This is a genomic window from Flavitalea plasmicola (assembly GCF_030546645.1).
Classification (GTDB): Bacteria; Bacteroidota; Bacteroidia; order Chitinophagales; family Chitinophagaceae; genus Puia.
The window spans coordinates 69601-85963 of sequence record NZ_JAUOTO010000007.1 but is presented as its reverse complement, the minus strand read 5'-3'; the positions used below and the strand labels follow the sequence as shown (position 1 = coordinate 85963).

16 protein-coding genes are annotated in these 16363 nt (G+C 49.9%); 13 read left to right on the top strand and 3 right to left on the bottom strand.

Going from position 1 to position 16363, the window contains the following annotated elements:
- Positions 1–7 precede the first annotated feature (7 nt).
- A complete protein-coding gene (locus Q4E93_RS25535; protein WP_303590192.1) occupies positions 8–691 on the top strand; it encodes a LolA family protein in 684 nt (227 codons plus the stop codon).
- Between the two features lie 16 nt (positions 692–707).
- Here Q4E93_RS25535 and pdxA read toward each other — a convergent pair whose 3' ends face one another.
- Entirely contained in the window at positions 708–1793 is a 1086-nt protein-coding gene (pdxA, locus tag Q4E93_RS25530) for a 4-hydroxythreonine-4-phosphate dehydrogenase PdxA (RefSeq protein ID WP_303590191.1), read from the bottom strand.
- 164 nt (positions 1794–1957) lie between these two features.
- Between pdxA and rsmA the strand changes: the two genes are divergently transcribed.
- The 4 genes from rsmA (at position 1958) to Q4E93_RS25510 (ending at position 4704) form a co-directional block, all read left to right on the top strand.
- On the top strand, positions 1958–2719 hold the full coding sequence (rsmA, locus tag Q4E93_RS25525) for a 16S rRNA (adenine(1518)-N(6)/adenine(1519)-N(6))-dimethyltransferase RsmA (protein ID WP_303590188.1): 762 nt from the start codon (positions 1958–1960) through the stop codon (positions 2717–2719).
- A gap of 30 nt (positions 2720–2749) precedes the next feature.
- Entirely contained in the window at positions 2750–3673 is a 924-nt protein-coding gene (locus Q4E93_RS25520) for an NAD(P)-dependent oxidoreductase (RefSeq protein ID WP_303590186.1), read from the top strand.
- Between the two features lie 168 nt (positions 3674–3841).
- Positions 3842–4315 carry a transcription elongation factor GreA gene (greA, locus tag Q4E93_RS25515; RefSeq protein WP_303590185.1) on the top strand — a complete coding sequence of 158 codons (474 nt, stop codon included), beginning with the start codon at positions 3842–3844 and terminating at the stop codon, positions 4313–4315.
- Positions 4312–4704, top strand: coding sequence for an HIT family protein (locus Q4E93_RS25510; protein ID WP_303590184.1), 393 nt, complete (start codon positions 4312–4314; stop codon positions 4702–4704). The genes greA and Q4E93_RS25510 overlap by 4 nt, the downstream gene beginning before the upstream one ends.
- Positions 4705–4723: 19 nt before the next feature.
- On the opposite strand, the gene Q4E93_RS25505 is transcribed toward Q4E93_RS25510, so the two are convergent.
- Complete coding sequence (locus Q4E93_RS25505) at positions 4724–5662, bottom strand: phytanoyl-CoA dioxygenase family protein (protein ID WP_303590183.1); 939 nt, start codon at positions 5660–5662, stop codon at positions 4724–4726.
- A 25-nt stretch (positions 5663–5687) separates the two neighbouring features.
- On the bottom strand, positions 5688–6278 hold the full coding sequence (ruvC, locus tag Q4E93_RS25500; RefSeq protein WP_303590182.1) for a crossover junction endodeoxyribonuclease RuvC: 591 nt from the start codon (positions 6276–6278) through the stop codon (positions 5688–5690).
- Positions 6279–6315: 37 nt separating this feature from the next.
- Between ruvC and Q4E93_RS25495 the strand changes: the two genes are divergently transcribed.
- The 8 genes from Q4E93_RS25495 (at position 6316) to Q4E93_RS25460 (ending at position 16342) form a co-directional block, all read left to right on the top strand.
- Positions 6316–7308, top strand: a complete 993-nt coding sequence (locus Q4E93_RS25495) for a hypothetical protein (protein WP_303590181.1) — start codon at positions 6316–6318, stop codon at positions 7306–7308.
- Positions 7305–8105 carry a DUF3108 domain-containing protein gene (locus Q4E93_RS25490; RefSeq protein ID WP_303590180.1) on the top strand — a complete coding sequence of 267 codons (801 nt, stop codon included), beginning with the start codon at positions 7305–7307 and terminating at the stop codon, positions 8103–8105. The genes Q4E93_RS25495 and Q4E93_RS25490 overlap by 4 nt, the downstream gene beginning before the upstream one ends.
- A gap of 1 nt (position 8106) precedes the next feature.
- Positions 8107–8334, top strand: a complete 228-nt coding sequence (locus tag Q4E93_RS25485) for a hypothetical protein (protein ID WP_303590179.1) — start codon at positions 8107–8109, stop codon at positions 8332–8334.
- A gap of 108 nt (positions 8335–8442) precedes the next feature.
- On the top strand, positions 8443–10446 hold the full coding sequence (locus Q4E93_RS25480) for a GNAT family N-acetyltransferase (RefSeq protein WP_303590178.1): 2004 nt from the start codon (positions 8443–8445) through the stop codon (positions 10444–10446).
- A 553-nt stretch (positions 10447–10999) separates the two neighbouring features.
- Positions 11000–12112, top strand: a complete 1113-nt coding sequence (locus Q4E93_RS25475) for a hypothetical protein (protein ID WP_303590177.1) — start codon at positions 11000–11002, stop codon at positions 12110–12112.
- Positions 12113–12132: 20 nt separating this feature from the next.
- Entirely contained in the window at positions 12133–12858 is a 726-nt protein-coding gene (locus Q4E93_RS25470) for a hypothetical protein (protein WP_303590175.1), read from the top strand.
- Between the two features lie 16 nt (positions 12859–12874).
- On the top strand, positions 12875–15241 hold the full coding sequence (locus Q4E93_RS25465; RefSeq protein ID WP_303590173.1) for a hypothetical protein: 2367 nt from the start codon (positions 12875–12877) through the stop codon (positions 15239–15241).
- A gap of 9 nt (positions 15242–15250) precedes the next feature.
- A complete protein-coding gene (locus Q4E93_RS25460; protein ID WP_303590172.1) occupies positions 15251–16342 on the top strand; it encodes a hypothetical protein in 1092 nt (363 codons plus the stop codon).
- Positions 16343–16363 lie beyond the last annotated feature (21 nt).

The window sequence follows — 16363 nt, the reverse complement described above, 5'->3', positions numbered from 1 at the left end:
AATTTTTATGAAAAAATATGTATTGGCGTGGGTAATAGTGCTGTTTGCCAACGTCGTGTCTGCGCAATCGGCGACGGAGCTGCTGCAGAAGGTCCGGGCCCGCCTGGACCAGGTGAATGACTACCAGGCGACGGGTACGATGAAGACCAACGTGAGCTTTTTAAAAGAGCCGGAAGCCAATGTGCAGGTGTATTTCAAAAAGCCGGACAAGCTGAAGATAAAAAATGAGAAAGGCATTTCCTTTGTGCCGAAAGGGGCGGTGACCGTCAGCCTCAACAATCTCCTGAAGGGGAACTATACGGTCCTTGACGCGGGCACCGATACTGCGCAGGGACAGAAAGTAAAAGTGATCAAGCTGCTGCCCCAGGATGAAAATGCGGACCTGGTGCTATCCACGTTTTGGGTGGATGAACAACGTCTTGTCATTTTGCGGGCCCGCACCACCACGCGGGACAACGGTACATACGAGGTGGAGATGCGCTATGGGAAATATGTGGGTTATGCGTTGCCGGATAAGGTAGTCTTTACCTTTAATGTGAAGAATTATAAGCTGCCCAAGGGAGTCACGCTCGATTATGACGACGGCTCGCAGAAAAAGCAGCAGGCGCCTGCCAGCGCTAAAGGAAAAGTGGAGCTCAACTACAGCAGCTATACGATCAATAAAGGGGTGCCGGACAGCATGTTTCAGTAGGCCGGGCCGGGTAGCATCAATTCTCTTCGATCTTTTCGTCCACGGCGTTGGCCAGCACGACGGAGCCCATCTTCCTCATGGGGTTCTTCCTGTTGTCCTCAAATTCCTGCCGGTTGCGGATGATGTCGATACAAGTATAGATGGATGCCAGGAAGGAAGCGCTGTCTGCCTTGTTCTTGCCGGCGATGTCAAATGCCGTCCCGTGGTCGGGAGAGGTCCTTACCATGGGCAGGCCGGCCGTATAGTTCACGCCTTCGCCGCTGGACAGGGATTTGAAAGGGATCAATCCCTGGTCATGGTACATGGCCAGGACGGCGTCAAACCGGGAGTGGTAGCCACGGGCAAAGAACGCGTCGGCGCTGTAGGGGCCGAATACGAGCATATTGTGCTTGGCGTCCTTGATGGCCGGCTTGATGATCTCTTCATCCTCTTTCCCAATGAGGCCTTCGTCGCCTGCATGGGGGTTCAGTCCCAATACGGCGATCTTCGGCTTATCGATGCCAAAGTCTTTTATCAGGCTATCCCGCAGGATGTTCAGCTTCGAGATGATGGCTTCCCTGGTGATGAACCGGGCTATTTCTTTGACAGGAACGTGCTCGGTGACAAGGCCTACCCGGAAATTGTCGGAAACCATCAGCATCAGCACATCGCTGGCATTGAACATGTGTTTCAGATAGGGGGTGTGTCCCGTAAAGTTGAAATTAGCGGATTGGGTATTCTTCTTATGAATGGGGGCCGTCACCAGTCCCTGGATCTTCTTATCCCGTAAGGCCTCTACGGCCATGGTGAGGGATTTGATGGCATAGCTGCCGCCGACGTCGGTGAGCGTGCCCGGAACGATGGCGATCTCCTCTTCCCAGCAGTTGTAGATATTCACCTGTTTGTGGGCGATCCGGGAAAAGTCCTTGGTATTTTGGTAGTTGAAGTTGATATCCGGGATGGATTTCCGGTAGAAATTGATGAGTTTGTTCGAACCGAATATCAGGGGGGTGCATAGGTCCAGCAGGCGGGGGTCTGAGAAGGTCTTAATGATCAGCTCGGTTCCGATGCCATTCATATCTCCGGTGGAAATACCTATGACGGGGCGTTGTAATTGGCTCATTCACTTAATTTTCAGGGGCAAGGTAAGAAATTAGCTGCAAGCTACAAGCAATTTCCAGCTGCAAGCTACAAGCTGTTAGCTACAAGCAAAACCGACTAATTAAGTACCTGGCTTGCGGCTTGGGGCTTGTAGCTTGTAGCTGTTTTTATGTAGCTTGCAGCCTGATGTATGTATTGAAAAAATCCCTGGGCCAGCACTTTCTGCGAGATGAGAACATTTCCCGCAAGATCGTGGCATCCCTCCGCGAGACACTTCCTGCCGAAGGCGCCCGGCTGTTGGAGGTAGGCCCCGGAGCAGGCGCCCTGACGAAATATCTCATTGAAATAGAAGGAATTGACTTCAAGGCGGTGGAATTGGACGATGAAAAGGTGACTTATTTGCTGAAGACCTGGCCGGCCCTGGCCGGAAGGATCATCCACCAGAGCATCCTGGATATGGACCGGCCTTTCGAAGGGGCCTTTACCGTGATCGGTAACTTCCCCTACAATATTTCCACCCAGATCCTCTTCAAAATGCTGGAATGGAAAGACCTGCTGTTGAGCATGACGGGCATGTTCCAGAAGGAGGTGGCCCAGCGGGTGGCTGCCGGCCCCGGGAGTAAAGTGTATGGGGTGTTGAGCGTCCTTATCCAGGCCTTTTTCACGGTGGAATACCTTTTCGAGGTCCATGAACAATGCTTTCAGCCGCCTCCCAAGGTGAAGAGTGCCGTGATCCGGCTGGTTCCCAGGGCGGAGCATCCTCCTTACCGGGATGAGCGGAGCTTTTTCCTGCTGGTGAAGACTGCCTTCAATCAGCGGAGGAAGACCCTCCGTAATGCCGTCAAGCCTTTGTTTGAGCCTGCTGAGCTGGAGGACCCGATATTCAATAAACGTGCAGAGCAATTGTCCATCGACGATTTTGCCAGGCTGACCTGCAAAATGCGTTGATCATCTTCTATTTTTTATACAACCACCACCATGCAAAAAGTGATCATTACTGCCAAAGTACATGACTATCTCCGTGAAAGACTGACCCAAAAAGGCTTTATTGTTGAATATGCCCCCCAGATGACCTATGAGGAGCTGTCCGACGCTATAAGGGACGCCGAAGGACTGATCGTCACTACCAGGCTGAAGATCGACCGGGCGATGCTGGACAAGGCGCCTGCCCTTCAATGGATCGGGCGTTTAGGCAGCGGTATGGAGCTGATAGACACGGATTATGCCGCCACCAAAGGAATTAAATGCGTCAGCAGTCCGGAAGGTAACCGCAATGCCGTGGGCGAGCATGTCCTGGGCATGCTGCTGGGCCTGATGAACCGGCTGTACACCAGTTATAATGAGATAAAGGAGGGGAAATGGATCCGGGATGCCAACCGTGGCACGGAGCTCACCGGGAAGACCGTGGGTATTGTAGGCTTTGGTAATGCGGGAGGCGCTTTTGCCAAAGTATTATCTTCTTTCGATGTCACCATACTGGCGTATGATAAATATAAATTCGATTTTGCCCGGGGCAATGTCAGGGAGGCGTCGCTGGAGCAGGTGGCCCGCTATGCCGATGTGATCAGCTTTCATGTGCCCCTGACGGCGGAGACCCTACATATGGCCGGGGACAATTTTTTCGAATCCCTGGAAAGGAAGCCCTGGTTCATCAATGCGTCCAGGGGTAAGGTCCATGATACGGCGGCGTTGATCCGGGCGCTGGAAAAAGGAAAGATCGCGGGGGCCGCACTGGATGTGCTTGAAAATGAGAAGCTGGAGACCTACACCGGGCTGCAACGCCAGCAGCTGGACTGGCTGCTCGCCCGGCCTGACGTCCTTATTACCCCTCATATTGCCGGGTATAGCCACGAGGCTTTTCTAAAGATGGCAACGGTCATATTGGAAAAACTGGGAATCTGAGGGGCGGGAGACATTATCTAGACAATATTCGGTTTATGTAATTTTTCCTACCTTTATGGCAAATAGTGCAATGCTTTTGGATTTCTCCTAAGGCGTTGTATTTTTTTTCTTTATTCGTAGCGGACGGAGGTCCGCTGCCTGAACACATGTAAACCAAAGGAGGCAACTATGAGTGGTTTTACCTATTTTACCAAGGAAGCATTAGAGCAATTGAAGGCGGACCTTCAAAGGCTGAAAGCCGTTGAGCGGCCTGCTGCTTCCAAAGCGATTGCCGAAGCGCGCGAGAAGGGTGATCTACGTGAAAATGCCGAATATGATGCAGCCAAGGAAGCGCAGGGGTTGCTGGAAGCCAAGATAAACAAGCTGGAAGGTGATCTCGCCAATGCGCGGATCATCGAGGAAGGCAGCATCGACACGAGTAAGGTGTCCATATTGACGAAGGTCACGGTGACGAACCTGACCAATAAAAAGCAAATGACCTATCACCTGGTGTCGGAGAAGGAAGCCGACCTTAAGCTGGGCAAGATCTCCGTGACGTCCCCCATTGGTAAAGGGCTCCTGGGTAAAACAGTGGGTGAAGTAGCCGATGTGCAGGTGCCCGCAGGGAGACTCCAATTCAAAATAGAAAACATAACGGTGTGACCATTTTTTCAAAGATCATCGCCGGGGAGATACCGGCTTACAAGATTGCCGAGGACGCTGATTTCTTCGCTTTCCTCGACATATTTCCTTTACGGGAAGGTCATACGTTGATCGTGCCGAAAGTGGTAGTTGACAAATTCTTCGATATGTCCAGTGCGGACATATCAAAGATCCTGTTGTTCGCGCAGCCTATCGCAAGGGCCATCGAGCGGGCTTTTCCCTGCGCGCGCTGTGGCATGGCCGTGATAGGGCTTGAAGTGCCGCACGCGCACCTGCACCTGGTGCCTATCGACGGGGCCGACGACCTGAACTTTACGCGCCACAAGCTAAAGCTAAGCCCCGCGCAATTAAAGGCGGCACAGGAAAAGCTGGTTGCACAGCTGGGCTGATCCATCTACATTTATGGGGTTACTTGAGGAGCGATGGACGTTCCGTGATCTCATGGTATTTCACCACATCCTTTGCATAATAGTGAATGACCATGCTCTTGCGTGTCAGCGCGGGGTTTTGTACGGGCATCCCTCCATGGATGAGGTTGGCATGCCAGATGAGCAGGTCGCCCTTTTTTGCCAGAAATACTTCGGGCTGCAGGGATCGTTCCCGGATCTGCTCCGCGATGCGGTCCTCATAGTCGACATAATCTTTTTTCCCCAGCTGTAAGGCCGTCTCGCCTTCATTGAAATCGCTGTTGAGCAGGTAGGGCAGACGGTGACTGCCGGGATAGTAGAAAAGGGGGCCATTATCAGGGTGCGTGTCTTCGAGGGCGATCCAGACAGCAATGAGATAGCCCAGGGGGTAGGTGGTCATGTGGATGCTGTCGGAGTGAGCGCGCTGATTGCTGCCGTATGTAAAATTGATGGTCTGGAAAGGCACCACTTCCTTATCAAGGATAAAGCCCAGTAGCTCCATCAATCTTTTCTCCCGGGTGACCTCCCTGATGAGGGCTGAATGGCGATTGGCAAACAGCAGCTTGTTGTCATGGGTAGGGCGTAATTTTCCCCGGCGTACGAGGCTGTCCACTTCCTTTTGTATTGAGTCGATCCTGGCGTCATCCAGGAAGCTGTTCCAGACGAGATAGCCTTTGTCGCTCCAGGCTTTCAGCTGCTGTTGGATGGCAGGAGGGAAATGCCGGAAGGCGGGTTTGGCGGAGACCAGCTCCCGGGAATGCCCTGTGTCCAGCCATGCCCTGGAGGTCTTATCAGGGAAATCCTTGCTGGAAATGGAGGCGATCACGGGCTTATGGATGTCATATTTCCTGTAGGCGGCCTTATTGTGAGACAGGCTTCGGTAATGGATCAGGTTGTATGCCCAGTGGAGGAACTTATATCGTTTGAAAGGATTTCCCAAGCGGTGGTATGATTGAATTGGATGACTAGCGTGATCTTACTTTGCCCGGATTTTCGCGGATGAATGCTTCCCATCCGTCAATTTTTTTTCCTGGTTTTGACTGATGTGCCGGATCGGCGATACGGCTGGAGAGCTTATGCTGGAAGTGATGGCAGACGGCGACGGCCAGTGCATCCGATGCATCATAGGCCTTGATCTCCTGGTCCAGGCTGAGGAGTGTTTGCAACATTTTCCAGACCTGTTCCTTTTCAGCATTGCCATTCCCGGTGATGGATTGCTTGACCTTTTTTGGAGAGTATTCCGTGACGGGAATGCCGGCGTTCATGGCGGTGGCGATGGCGACGCCCTGCGCCCTGCCCAGCTTCAGCATACTTTGGACATTCTTACCGAAAAAGGGGGCTTCGATGGCGAAATCATGGGGCTGGTGCAGGCTGATCAGCTCGGTGACCTTCTTATGGATCAGCTGCAGGCGTTGGTAGGCGTCCTTTTTAGCCGATAGCTTGAGGACCCCCATTTCAATGAGGGTTAGGCGGGCGCCTGTACAATGTACCAGACCATAGCCCATTACCAGCGTGCCCGGATCGATGCCCAGAATTATTTTAGATGGCTTTTGCAAGAGGAGACCTATTTTTGACACCTATTGACCGGCGCCATTGAAAACAAATGTAAAGATAATACTCAACTTAGTGGTCGGACCCGTGGTCTTCCTGCTTCTTTCCTGGTTTATCTGGCTGCAGGTGACCCATCAGCCCAACTGGAAGGAGTCGTTGAACCAGGTCTGCAAGGCTATCACGGGACCGTTGTCCTGGCGGATATGGCTGGTGGTGGCATTGATGCCTGTGAACTGGGGCATCGAGGCCCGGAAATGGCAGCTGGCGCTTCGTCCCATTGGCGGCATTGCGTATCCCAATGCATTGAGGGCTATTTTCACCGGCACCACGATGGCTTCCTTTACCCCCAATAGGATGGGCGAATACCTGGGCCGTCTCCTGTATGTGCGATCCGGGCATCGTATTGAATCCATTTCCCTCACCATTGTATGCAGCATGGCCCAGCTGCTGGTGACGCTGCTGTCAGGACTTGCAGGTATTCTTTATTTGCGCGGGTCATTATCCGGGCCTGTTTCTGCCGTGCATCAGAACACGGGTTACTGGCTGAATGTGTTGCTGGGCCTGGTGCTCCTGCTGTTGTTAAGTTTAACAATTATTTATTTCCGTCTTTCCCGGTTGCTGGGGATATTGAGTAAAATACCCGGGCTGGCGAAATACCAGGCATATATTAAAGTTTTGGAAAATTTTGATGCAACGATCTTATTGAAGATATTGTTCTTATCTTTTGGCAGGTATCTTGTATTCATTGCGCAGTATGGTCTGATATTTCCTGTGTTTGGGGTATTGCTCACTGTAGGGCAGCTGTGGGGTGGAGTGAGTGTCGTGTTCCTGGTAATGGCGATTATACCCACTTTTACCTTTTTGACGGAACTGGGCCTTCGGTGGGAAACAAGCATACAGGTGCTGGAAATATTCAGCGCCAACACAATTGGGATATTCGCCGGTTCGTTTGCCATATGGCTGGTGAACTTAATCGTCCCGGCCTTGATAGGCAGCCTGTTGATCTTAAGCATTAAATTATTTAAAAGTAAATGAAAGTATTTTTTACGATTTGCATCCTGCTGGTGACTGGTATCTGTTTTCCCCAGACAGCCGGGGAAGGAGATGACACATGCACGGTACGCAATACGGCTTTTCAGGCGGGGGAATCGCTTACCTATAAAGTCTATTACACGCTGGCCAGCGTATATGTCGCCGCAGGCGAAGCCACCTTCAACACTTCGCTGGATCATTTCAACGGCAAGGATGTTTATCACGTGATAGCCGATGGGAAGAGCTATCCTTTCTATGATAAGTTCTTCAAGGTCCGGGACCGGTATGAGTCGTATATCGACACGGCTACGCTGCAGCCCTATAAGTTCATCCGGAATGTCGACGAAGGCGGGTATAAGACCTACGAGAATGTCACTTTCGTAAAGAACACCGGTACGGCTGTGACTTCGCAAGGAGTATACAAGGTGCCATCCTGTATACAGGATGTGCTGAGCGCGATGTTCTATGTTCGTAACCTGGACTTTTCTCACTTCAAGCCCGGGGACAAGGTGCCTTTCGATATGTTCCTGGACAGGCAGGTGTATCACTTGTATGTGCGCTACCTCGGCAAGGAGACCATTCGCACGAAGTACGCCAAGTTCAAGACCATCAAATTCAAGCCGTTGCTGGTGAAGGGTACGATGTTCGAAGGGGGGGAGAAAATGACGGTCTGGGTGAGTGACGATCCCAACCATATTGCGTTGCGCGTGGAAAGTCCCATTACGGTGGGCAGCATCAAGGTGGATATGAGCTACTATAAGAATCTGCGTTATCCATTGTCTTCGCTGGTGGATCTGTAACATGACACTGTCTTTCTCCAAAAGGATCATCGACCATGGCTGGTATGACTGCCGGTACCACTATAAGTTCTCCCTTTCAGGCGGAGGCGGTGTGTTTTGCTATTTATTCAGGGCTTCATCTGCAGAAGTCTCATTTGATGGGACCATTGAATGTGAAGGGGAGGATATGCCTGCTTTATTGGCGGGGATCTCTTTCATAGATACTTTTCTGGAATTAGACCAAGGATAGAGGAAGTTTGGCCAAATGTGGGTTAAATTGTGCAGATTTGGCCAATTATACGATCATAATTCGCCAAATGTTAGATAAATATAGTAGATTTGGCCAAATTGGGGTTTTATGGAAGTAATAATAGGTAGGGAAAGAGAATCCGCGCTGCTTTCTGCCTTAAAAAACAATATTTCCTCCTCCTTTGTGGCATTATACGGGCGTAGAAGGATAGGCAAGACCTTTTTGGTCAGGCAGGTCTACCATAATCAGTTTGATTTCTACCTGACGGGCATTGCCCACGTGGATACGCAGCATCAATTAACAAATTTTCATGCTGCTCTTCAAAAATATGATACCTCTTACACAAGGTGGGAACCTGCCTCCAATTGGTTTACTGCCTTTCAACAGCTGACGGTGATACTGGAAGCGAGTCCTAATGCGAAGAAGGTAATTTTCCTGGATGAGCTGCCGTGGCTGGATACGCCGAGATCCAACTTTATACCTGCGTTAGAACATTTTTGGAATTCATGGGCCAGCGCAAGGAATGATATTTTATTAATCGTTTGCGGATCTGCTGCCTCCTGGATGATCCATAAGCTGATCAACAACAGAGGGGGCTTGCATAACAGGATCACCCACAGTATAAAGCTGGAGCCATTCACCTTAAGAGAGTGTGAACAGTTCTTTAAGAACAAGTCGGCTGTATTTGAGAGATACCAGCTTGTCCAGCTTTACATGGCCCTGGGAGGTGTTCCCTTTTACCTGGGGTTGGTGGATATCCGGAAAAGCGCGGCGCAGAACATTAATGAATTATGCTTTGATCCGAAAGGGCTCCTGGCAAATGAATTCAACAACCTCTACCAATCGCTGTTTAATAAGGCGGAGAAGCATATTGCTGTGATCGAGGTGCTAAGCAAGAAGAATAAGGGGATGACCCGGGACGTTTTGATCGGCCAGGCGAAATTACCCAGCGGGGGAGGCACCACGAGAATATTAGAGGAACTGGAGGAAAGCGGCTTTATCAGGAAATACGCCTCTTTTGACAAGAAGGGGAAATACAGCTTATATCAGCTAGCTGATTTTTATTCTTTTTTTTATTTGAAATGGATCAGGGATGCGGGGAAACTGGATAAGGATGTCTGGCTACACGAGATAGATAGCCCCAGGCAAAGAGCCTGGAGCGGATATGCTTTCGAGCAGGTGTGCCTGGCGCATATCGACCAAATAAAAGAGGCGCTTGGAATTTCAGGTGTGCAGACTATTACAGGGTCCTGGGTGAGCACGGCTGCTGATGAAACTGGCGTGCAGATAGACCTGGTCATCGACAGGCGGGACCAGGTGATCAATATTTTTGAAATAAAGTTCTCCATTGATGATTTTGCCATCGATAAAAAGTATGCGCAGGAACTGAGAAATAAGCTCTCCGTATTCAGAGCGCAGACCGGTACCCGCAAAGCGATTTTTCTGACCATGATCACTACGTTCGGGCTGCATAAAAATGATCATGCCCTTTCCCTTGTGCAAAGCGATCTCACCATGGACGTTTTGTTTGGCGGATATGGAGATAATCCTATATTTAGTCCGGAAATAAAACCTGCTTCCGTGAACGATCCGCTACTTCGATCAGGCCAGCCGGGGGATAAGGCCCGGATACTTTCCCTTTATAAAAAGGTCAGCCGCAGCAATGACGGACTGGCCAGGACGTATGATGAGATCACGGAGGAATACGTAGAGGAGTTTGTGACGAGGTCCCTCCGGGACGGTCTTGAATTTGTCATGGAAGACCCTGACAGCCACGATATTATTGGAGAGATCCACTGTTATAAGCTTTCCCCGAAAGTTTTTGGCCATATCCTGAGCGAACTTACTGTGGCCGTGGATCCGCAACACCAGGGCCGGGGGATCGGGAAGGCGTTATTCCGGGCATTGCTGAAGGAGGTGATGGAGAACCGGAAGGATATCCTGCGGATCGAGCTGATCGCCCGGGAGTCGAATAAGAAGGCGATTGAATTCTATCAGCGCCTGGGGTTTGTAATAGAAGGGAGATTGACGAATCGGATCCGGAAAGGCGGGATTGGTTTTGAGGCGGATATTCCTATGTCCTGGATGAATCCGAATTATTTGACGGATTAAAAGTCTGCTTCGGAAAACCACATTTTGTTGCGTAAAACTCCTCTATTTTTACGATTGTCTAATAAGTATACATAGTGTAAATACTAATGGTATAGTAGCACGCCGGTTGCTGAAATACACACAGATATTGACAATAGCGACACGGTGATTAGATTTTTCAACACATATGTTGGAAGGGTTTTACATATGCCGATGATAAATGACGGCTACCGTACCTCTAGGTGTAGTTGTTTTTTTTATCTAGTTTGCTTTTAGATTTAATCCTACCTCTTACACAAGTACGACTCTTTAAAACCTTAACATATTCACATGAACCACAAACTTGTCTTAGTACGAGCCTCTATCTCCGTTGCCTCTGTTTGTTCCCTCCGTTATTATTTAAACGTTTGCTATGACGGATCATGGTTTCGTCTGCATTGAGATCATTTAGTCGCTGATCTTTTCCCTATCTCTTCTTGTAACTGACGTATAGAATATTTTAGTCTATGCGTACAGGTATTGCCATGCCGTGTGCAAACGCATCGTTCAAAAACTGCTAAATAGTTATTGATATATGAAATATTTCTTTTTGTATCTGGTACTGATGGGTGCGGGTAATTGTATTTACGCCCAGTCTACCTATTCCATCAGCTCGGACAGTGTTAAGCTTACCGGACCTAATTCCTCAGAGCTTATTATCGAAAATCATACTAAAAATGTGGTGGGATTATTATTCAATACAGGGAATGGAAGGACCGTTTTCAAGAAGTCGGTAACCAAGCTGAGCGACAGCCTTTATCTCATAGGCGCTGACACCTTGAAAATACTTAATCAGAATGCCTGGATACAGGGAGGAAACACCTTTGGGACGACGGGCGTTCTGGGAACCAAGGATAATAACCACCTGGACTTGTATACCAATAACACCAGAAAAGCAAGGTTGGACAGCCTCGGGAATTTGCTCATCGGAACTACAACGAGCGGCTCCTATAAACTGGATGTGAATGGACCGGCAAGGTTCAGTGGATATGCAGATGTTAATAGTGGAGATGTCTATTCTATCCGACTAATTGCAAACTATGGGAATGGCTGGGCAGCTGGGGTGGATGCATCTATGGTGTCTTTTGGGGGCGCATGTGTAGGCACGAACAAGCAGGCCCTGGGGAATATTCCCGTTGGCTCGTTTATCCTCGGACGTGCGTCTCCCGGTAACGTCACGGCCGTCGTGGACTACTACAACAACCCCGTTTTTGTGGTCAACGGAAATGGAGTAGCCACTATTAATGGTGGCTATGGCGGAATAGGATTAGGAGGAACGACGGGCAATCCGAATGGCAATGCACCCAATTTCGCCATCAATGGAGGCAGGGGCACTGGCACCGGAGTCACGGGTGATATTATTTTTTCCACTGGGACCGCACAGGCATCCGGATCTACGATCCATGCAATGACGAACCGTTGGTGGATGAAGGGCCAAACTGGATATCTTTCCAATTCTTCCAGCCCTACTTCCGCAATGGATGTTACAGGCGCCAGCGGTTATTCGCAACTGCGTTTACGAACCACCTATACACCCAGTTCGAGCAGCGACGCGAACGGAAACACCGGAGATTTTTCCTGGGACAGTAACTACATCTATGTAAAAACTGCTTCCGGCTGGAAGCGCGCAGCGCTTACCACTTTTTAGTCAACAGAAAAAAAATTCACATGTACAAGCATCTTTTTACATTTTGTCTGGCGTTGTCCTGCCTAGCCCTGCGTGCACAAAACGTCGGGGGGATCACGGCCAATTGCCTGGCATCTCATATATACAATAACTGCGGCACCACCGGCTATATTACTTTCGGTTTTTCGTCTACTTCCGGGGCCAACACCGTAAGTCCGGACCCACTGACGATCCAGCAATCCAATCTATCAGTAGGCATCAATATCAATACGCCTAAGGCCAAGCTGCATATCAAAGGCAGCGGAACGGATACTACCAGCTCTCTGCTGGTGAACAACAGCGCCAATGCTGAAGTGTTCCGTATACTTAACAACGGCAATATCGGTGTAGGGATCGCCACTCCTCAGACAAAACTGGCTGTCAACGGTACCATCACCACGACGAAGGTAAAGGTCACACAAACGGGCTGGCCGGATTTTGTGTTCAGCAGCAATTACACGCTTCCGGAGCTCCCCCAGCTGGAAAGATACATCGCTACCTATCAGCATTTGCCAGGGATCGTTTCCGCCGCCGAGGTGGAAAAGAATGGCGTCGATCTGGGAGATAACCAGGCGGCGATGCTGCAAAAATTAGAAGAGCTGACCCTTTACGTTATCCGACAGAATAAGGAGATCGAAACATTGAAAGAGGAGAATAAAAAGCTGCTGTCGATGCAAGCCCAGCTGGATGAGCTGAAGAAGCAGATCCAGGCGGGGGCCGGTCGTTAGCGAGGTCTGTTCAATAATGTATAAGCCGGGAAAATATATCATTTGGATAAAGCGGATCGCCTTTTCCTGCCTGTGGTGGGCAGTGGCCTGCAGCGCTGCCCGGGCGCAAACTGACATGTCGGATAGTATCACTCTTAATTTCAGAAAGTTGACCGGTTGTAAATCTTATACGTTGGAGCCTGTTTTTTTGCCCAATCCGTACAAGCAGGATGTGGCGATCGTGCGGGAGGTAGTTGGCGGCAAGCCGATGCAACAGGCGGCGGCATTATTTAGCCTTCACGGCAATATTGCCTATACTTTCGATTACCGGGCGCGGCTGGACACTCCTTTCGCGGCCTCGGACCTGCAGCAGCACAATGAGCAGGTGTATGCGGATGCCGTTGTTAAAGGACGCTATCCTTTCCGGATATTCGTCAACTCTCGGCAATCCAATACGACCTTCTTTAAGAATTACACAGACGTAAATGTCCAGTTCAATCACCAGGTGTATCAGCAGCAACTAAAAGATTCGATCATTGCCGCGATGATCCGAAAGGCGGGCGTGGCAGATAGCGTGAAGAAGCTGGAAAGATTGATGAACGACCGAAGGAACAATTATTATGCACTGAAGAGCTGGGTGGATAATCCTGTCCGTATACAGGAGGCGGTGCATGAAAAGGAGCGTATTTATCAGCAGATAATGCAATTGACGGAACAAAAGGACCGGCTTAAAGCTGTTCAGGATCTGACTGGAATATTGCCTTTACGTCCCGGGAAGGGCAGCTCCGCAGGAGCGCCTGTAAATGTTTCTTCTTTGTCAAAAGACAGCTTGTCCGCAAAATTGGACAGAAGGATCGATTCGTTGACGGCGCAGATGCAGCAACCGGGACCCACAGAAAAAAGGATGCAGGAAAAGCGAAAGCTGGCCGATTCACTTTATAAAGTGGTGCTGGAGGATTATCATCATGTAAATAGTTTTAGAGCCAGTCAGGATTCGCTGATCAGGGATTTTACCACAAAGGTCAGGAATGCCAGATCTGCCAAAGAACTGGAAGAGCTGGAATGTGCCGGAGGGGGTGAGGGAATGAAAAAGATGGACAAACAACTCATGGCGCTTACCCGGTTTGGTATCGGTCGCAACTCCCTGAACTATTCAGACCTGACCGTAAATAATATCAGTATCAATGGCGTCAATATCGAATATAATCCGTCTTTCTACGCGGCATTTGCTGCGGGAACGGTGGATTACCTTTTCCGGGACTTTGTCGTGCAGCCGGGTAATATGCCGAAGCAGAACCTGGTAGTAGGCAGATTGGGCTGGGGCGACAAGGATCGAAGGGTTTTTATTTTCACGGTGTACCAGGGCACCAAGAATAGTTTTGGCGGGCCTGCAGGAACAACCAGTCCGGCTGGTCCGCAGGTAAACAATACTCATTTGTTCGGCTATTCACTGGAAATGAAATATAAGCTGGACCAGAACAAATCACTATCGCTGGAAGCAGCAAAATCTTCCTCACCGTATGTGTCGGCCGGAGACCGGAGCGCGTCCATGCAGCATGCTTTTACTTTTTCCGATCACAATAATGAGGCGCTGGCAGCAAGATTCAATATGGCATTGCCTGTGACCCATACGGATATAGGCGTATTCTACAAATTGATCGGCGCCAGTTTTCAGTCTTATAGCATTTTCCGGTCCGGCACCCGACAGGAAGGATGGGGCATACAATGGAGGCAGCGTTTTTTCAACAATCAGCTGCTGCTGAACGCACAGATCAAAAAGAGCAATTTTGACGATCCTTTGTTGGCGTCCAGCTACAGCAGCTCGATGCTTTTCAAAAGTCTTCAGTTGGTGTACAGAAAGAAGAAGTGGCCTGTATTCACTGCGGGGTATATGCCCAGCACACAGCTGATCAAAAGCTCCGATGGCAGTTTGTCCGAGACCGTCTATTATGCGTTGACGGCGGGAGCGTTTTACGATTATGCCTTTAGGAAGCTCCGGATGAACAGCGCGCTCAACTACTCGCAATTTTACAATAAGGGGACTGATTCCGGATTTGTGGCTTACAATGCCCGGACGATGACGTATAGTCATAGTATCGATCTAGGCCATATACATACACAAACGGATTTTCAATACACGCAGCAACCGGGTTTACGCTATTGGATATTTCAGCAACGTGTCGATCTGACGGTCAACAAATTCCTGATGGTGGGCGGGGGCGTGAAAAATAATTATCTACCCGATAGCCGCGCTGTTTATTGGGGCGGCTCGGCCGAGGTGAACCTGCGGGTTGGCGCCATCGGCAGCCTGCGGCTGATGTATAGTAAAGATTATTTGCCAAATGACGGCAATGGATTAGTGGCGAATGACTGGGGAAGGGCGATATGGACGAAAGTATTTTAAAAACGCATTATGCATATTTCAGGAAATCATTTGAGAAAACCTGTGCTGGTAACATTTTTGTGGCTGCCTTTTATATTGGCAAAAGCGCAGTTCAACGTCGCCATCTTGCCTACGGGGGGTATCTATTTAAGATCTCAGCTGTGGAACGTATCGGTGTCCAATACGAGCACGGCAACGGTGGAAGCTACGCTTCACCTGGATATGAAGGATATTCAAACCCGCCAGACCGTTTTGTCTGGCCAATCAGCGCCATTCCGGGTGACGCCCGGGGTGAAGAAGATCCAAATGTCCTCCATCGAACCGATCGTATACAATTATGGACCGGGAGTGGTGGCGGACAGGTCCGCCAATGGTACGCTGCCTATCGGTAAATATCAGCTATGTTATCGGCTGATCTGGACCTATGGTGAAAACCAGACGGCGGCAGCTGATGATTGTGATGAGATAGAAGTTGAGCCACTGAGCCCTCCATTGCTGACCATGCCGGAGAATGATTCGGTGGTAGCGCGTTCCAATCCTGATTTCACGTGGGTCCCTCCGGCGCCGCTGTCCATGTTTGGCGATCTGCGGTATGACTTGTTGATCTCGCCGGTCTTTGAAGGGCAGTCCATCACGGATGCCATCCAGCAAAACCTGCCGGTGCAGCAGGCGCAGGGGCTGCAACAGCCTTTCTTTTCTTATCCGTTGCAGGGGCCACAGCTGGAGATGGGGAAAAGATATGCCTGGCAGATCATTGCCAGGGACCGTGCGCAGTATGCTGTGAAGTCGGAGGTGTGGACATTCCGGACGGGGGATAAGACAGCTCTTGCCACCGCAGGCAGCGTGGTCTATCTGCTGATGGACAGCAAGACTACGGGAAGGGAGATGGTCGAGGGAGACACGCTGCGCCTTAAATATGTAGCTGCTGCGGCAAGTTCAGCAGACCTGCTATTGACAACGCAAGACGGTAAGGAAATGACCAGGAAGACCATGTCCCTTCGTCAGGGAGATAATTTCCTGATAATACCGCTGAACCGCAAGTTTCAAAGCAAACATACTTATATAGCTGCCCTGCAGGAACCGGGTGGAGCCCGGGCTGCGGTGTCCTTTACGATCCAATAACATCAGATTCAATCCATCGAT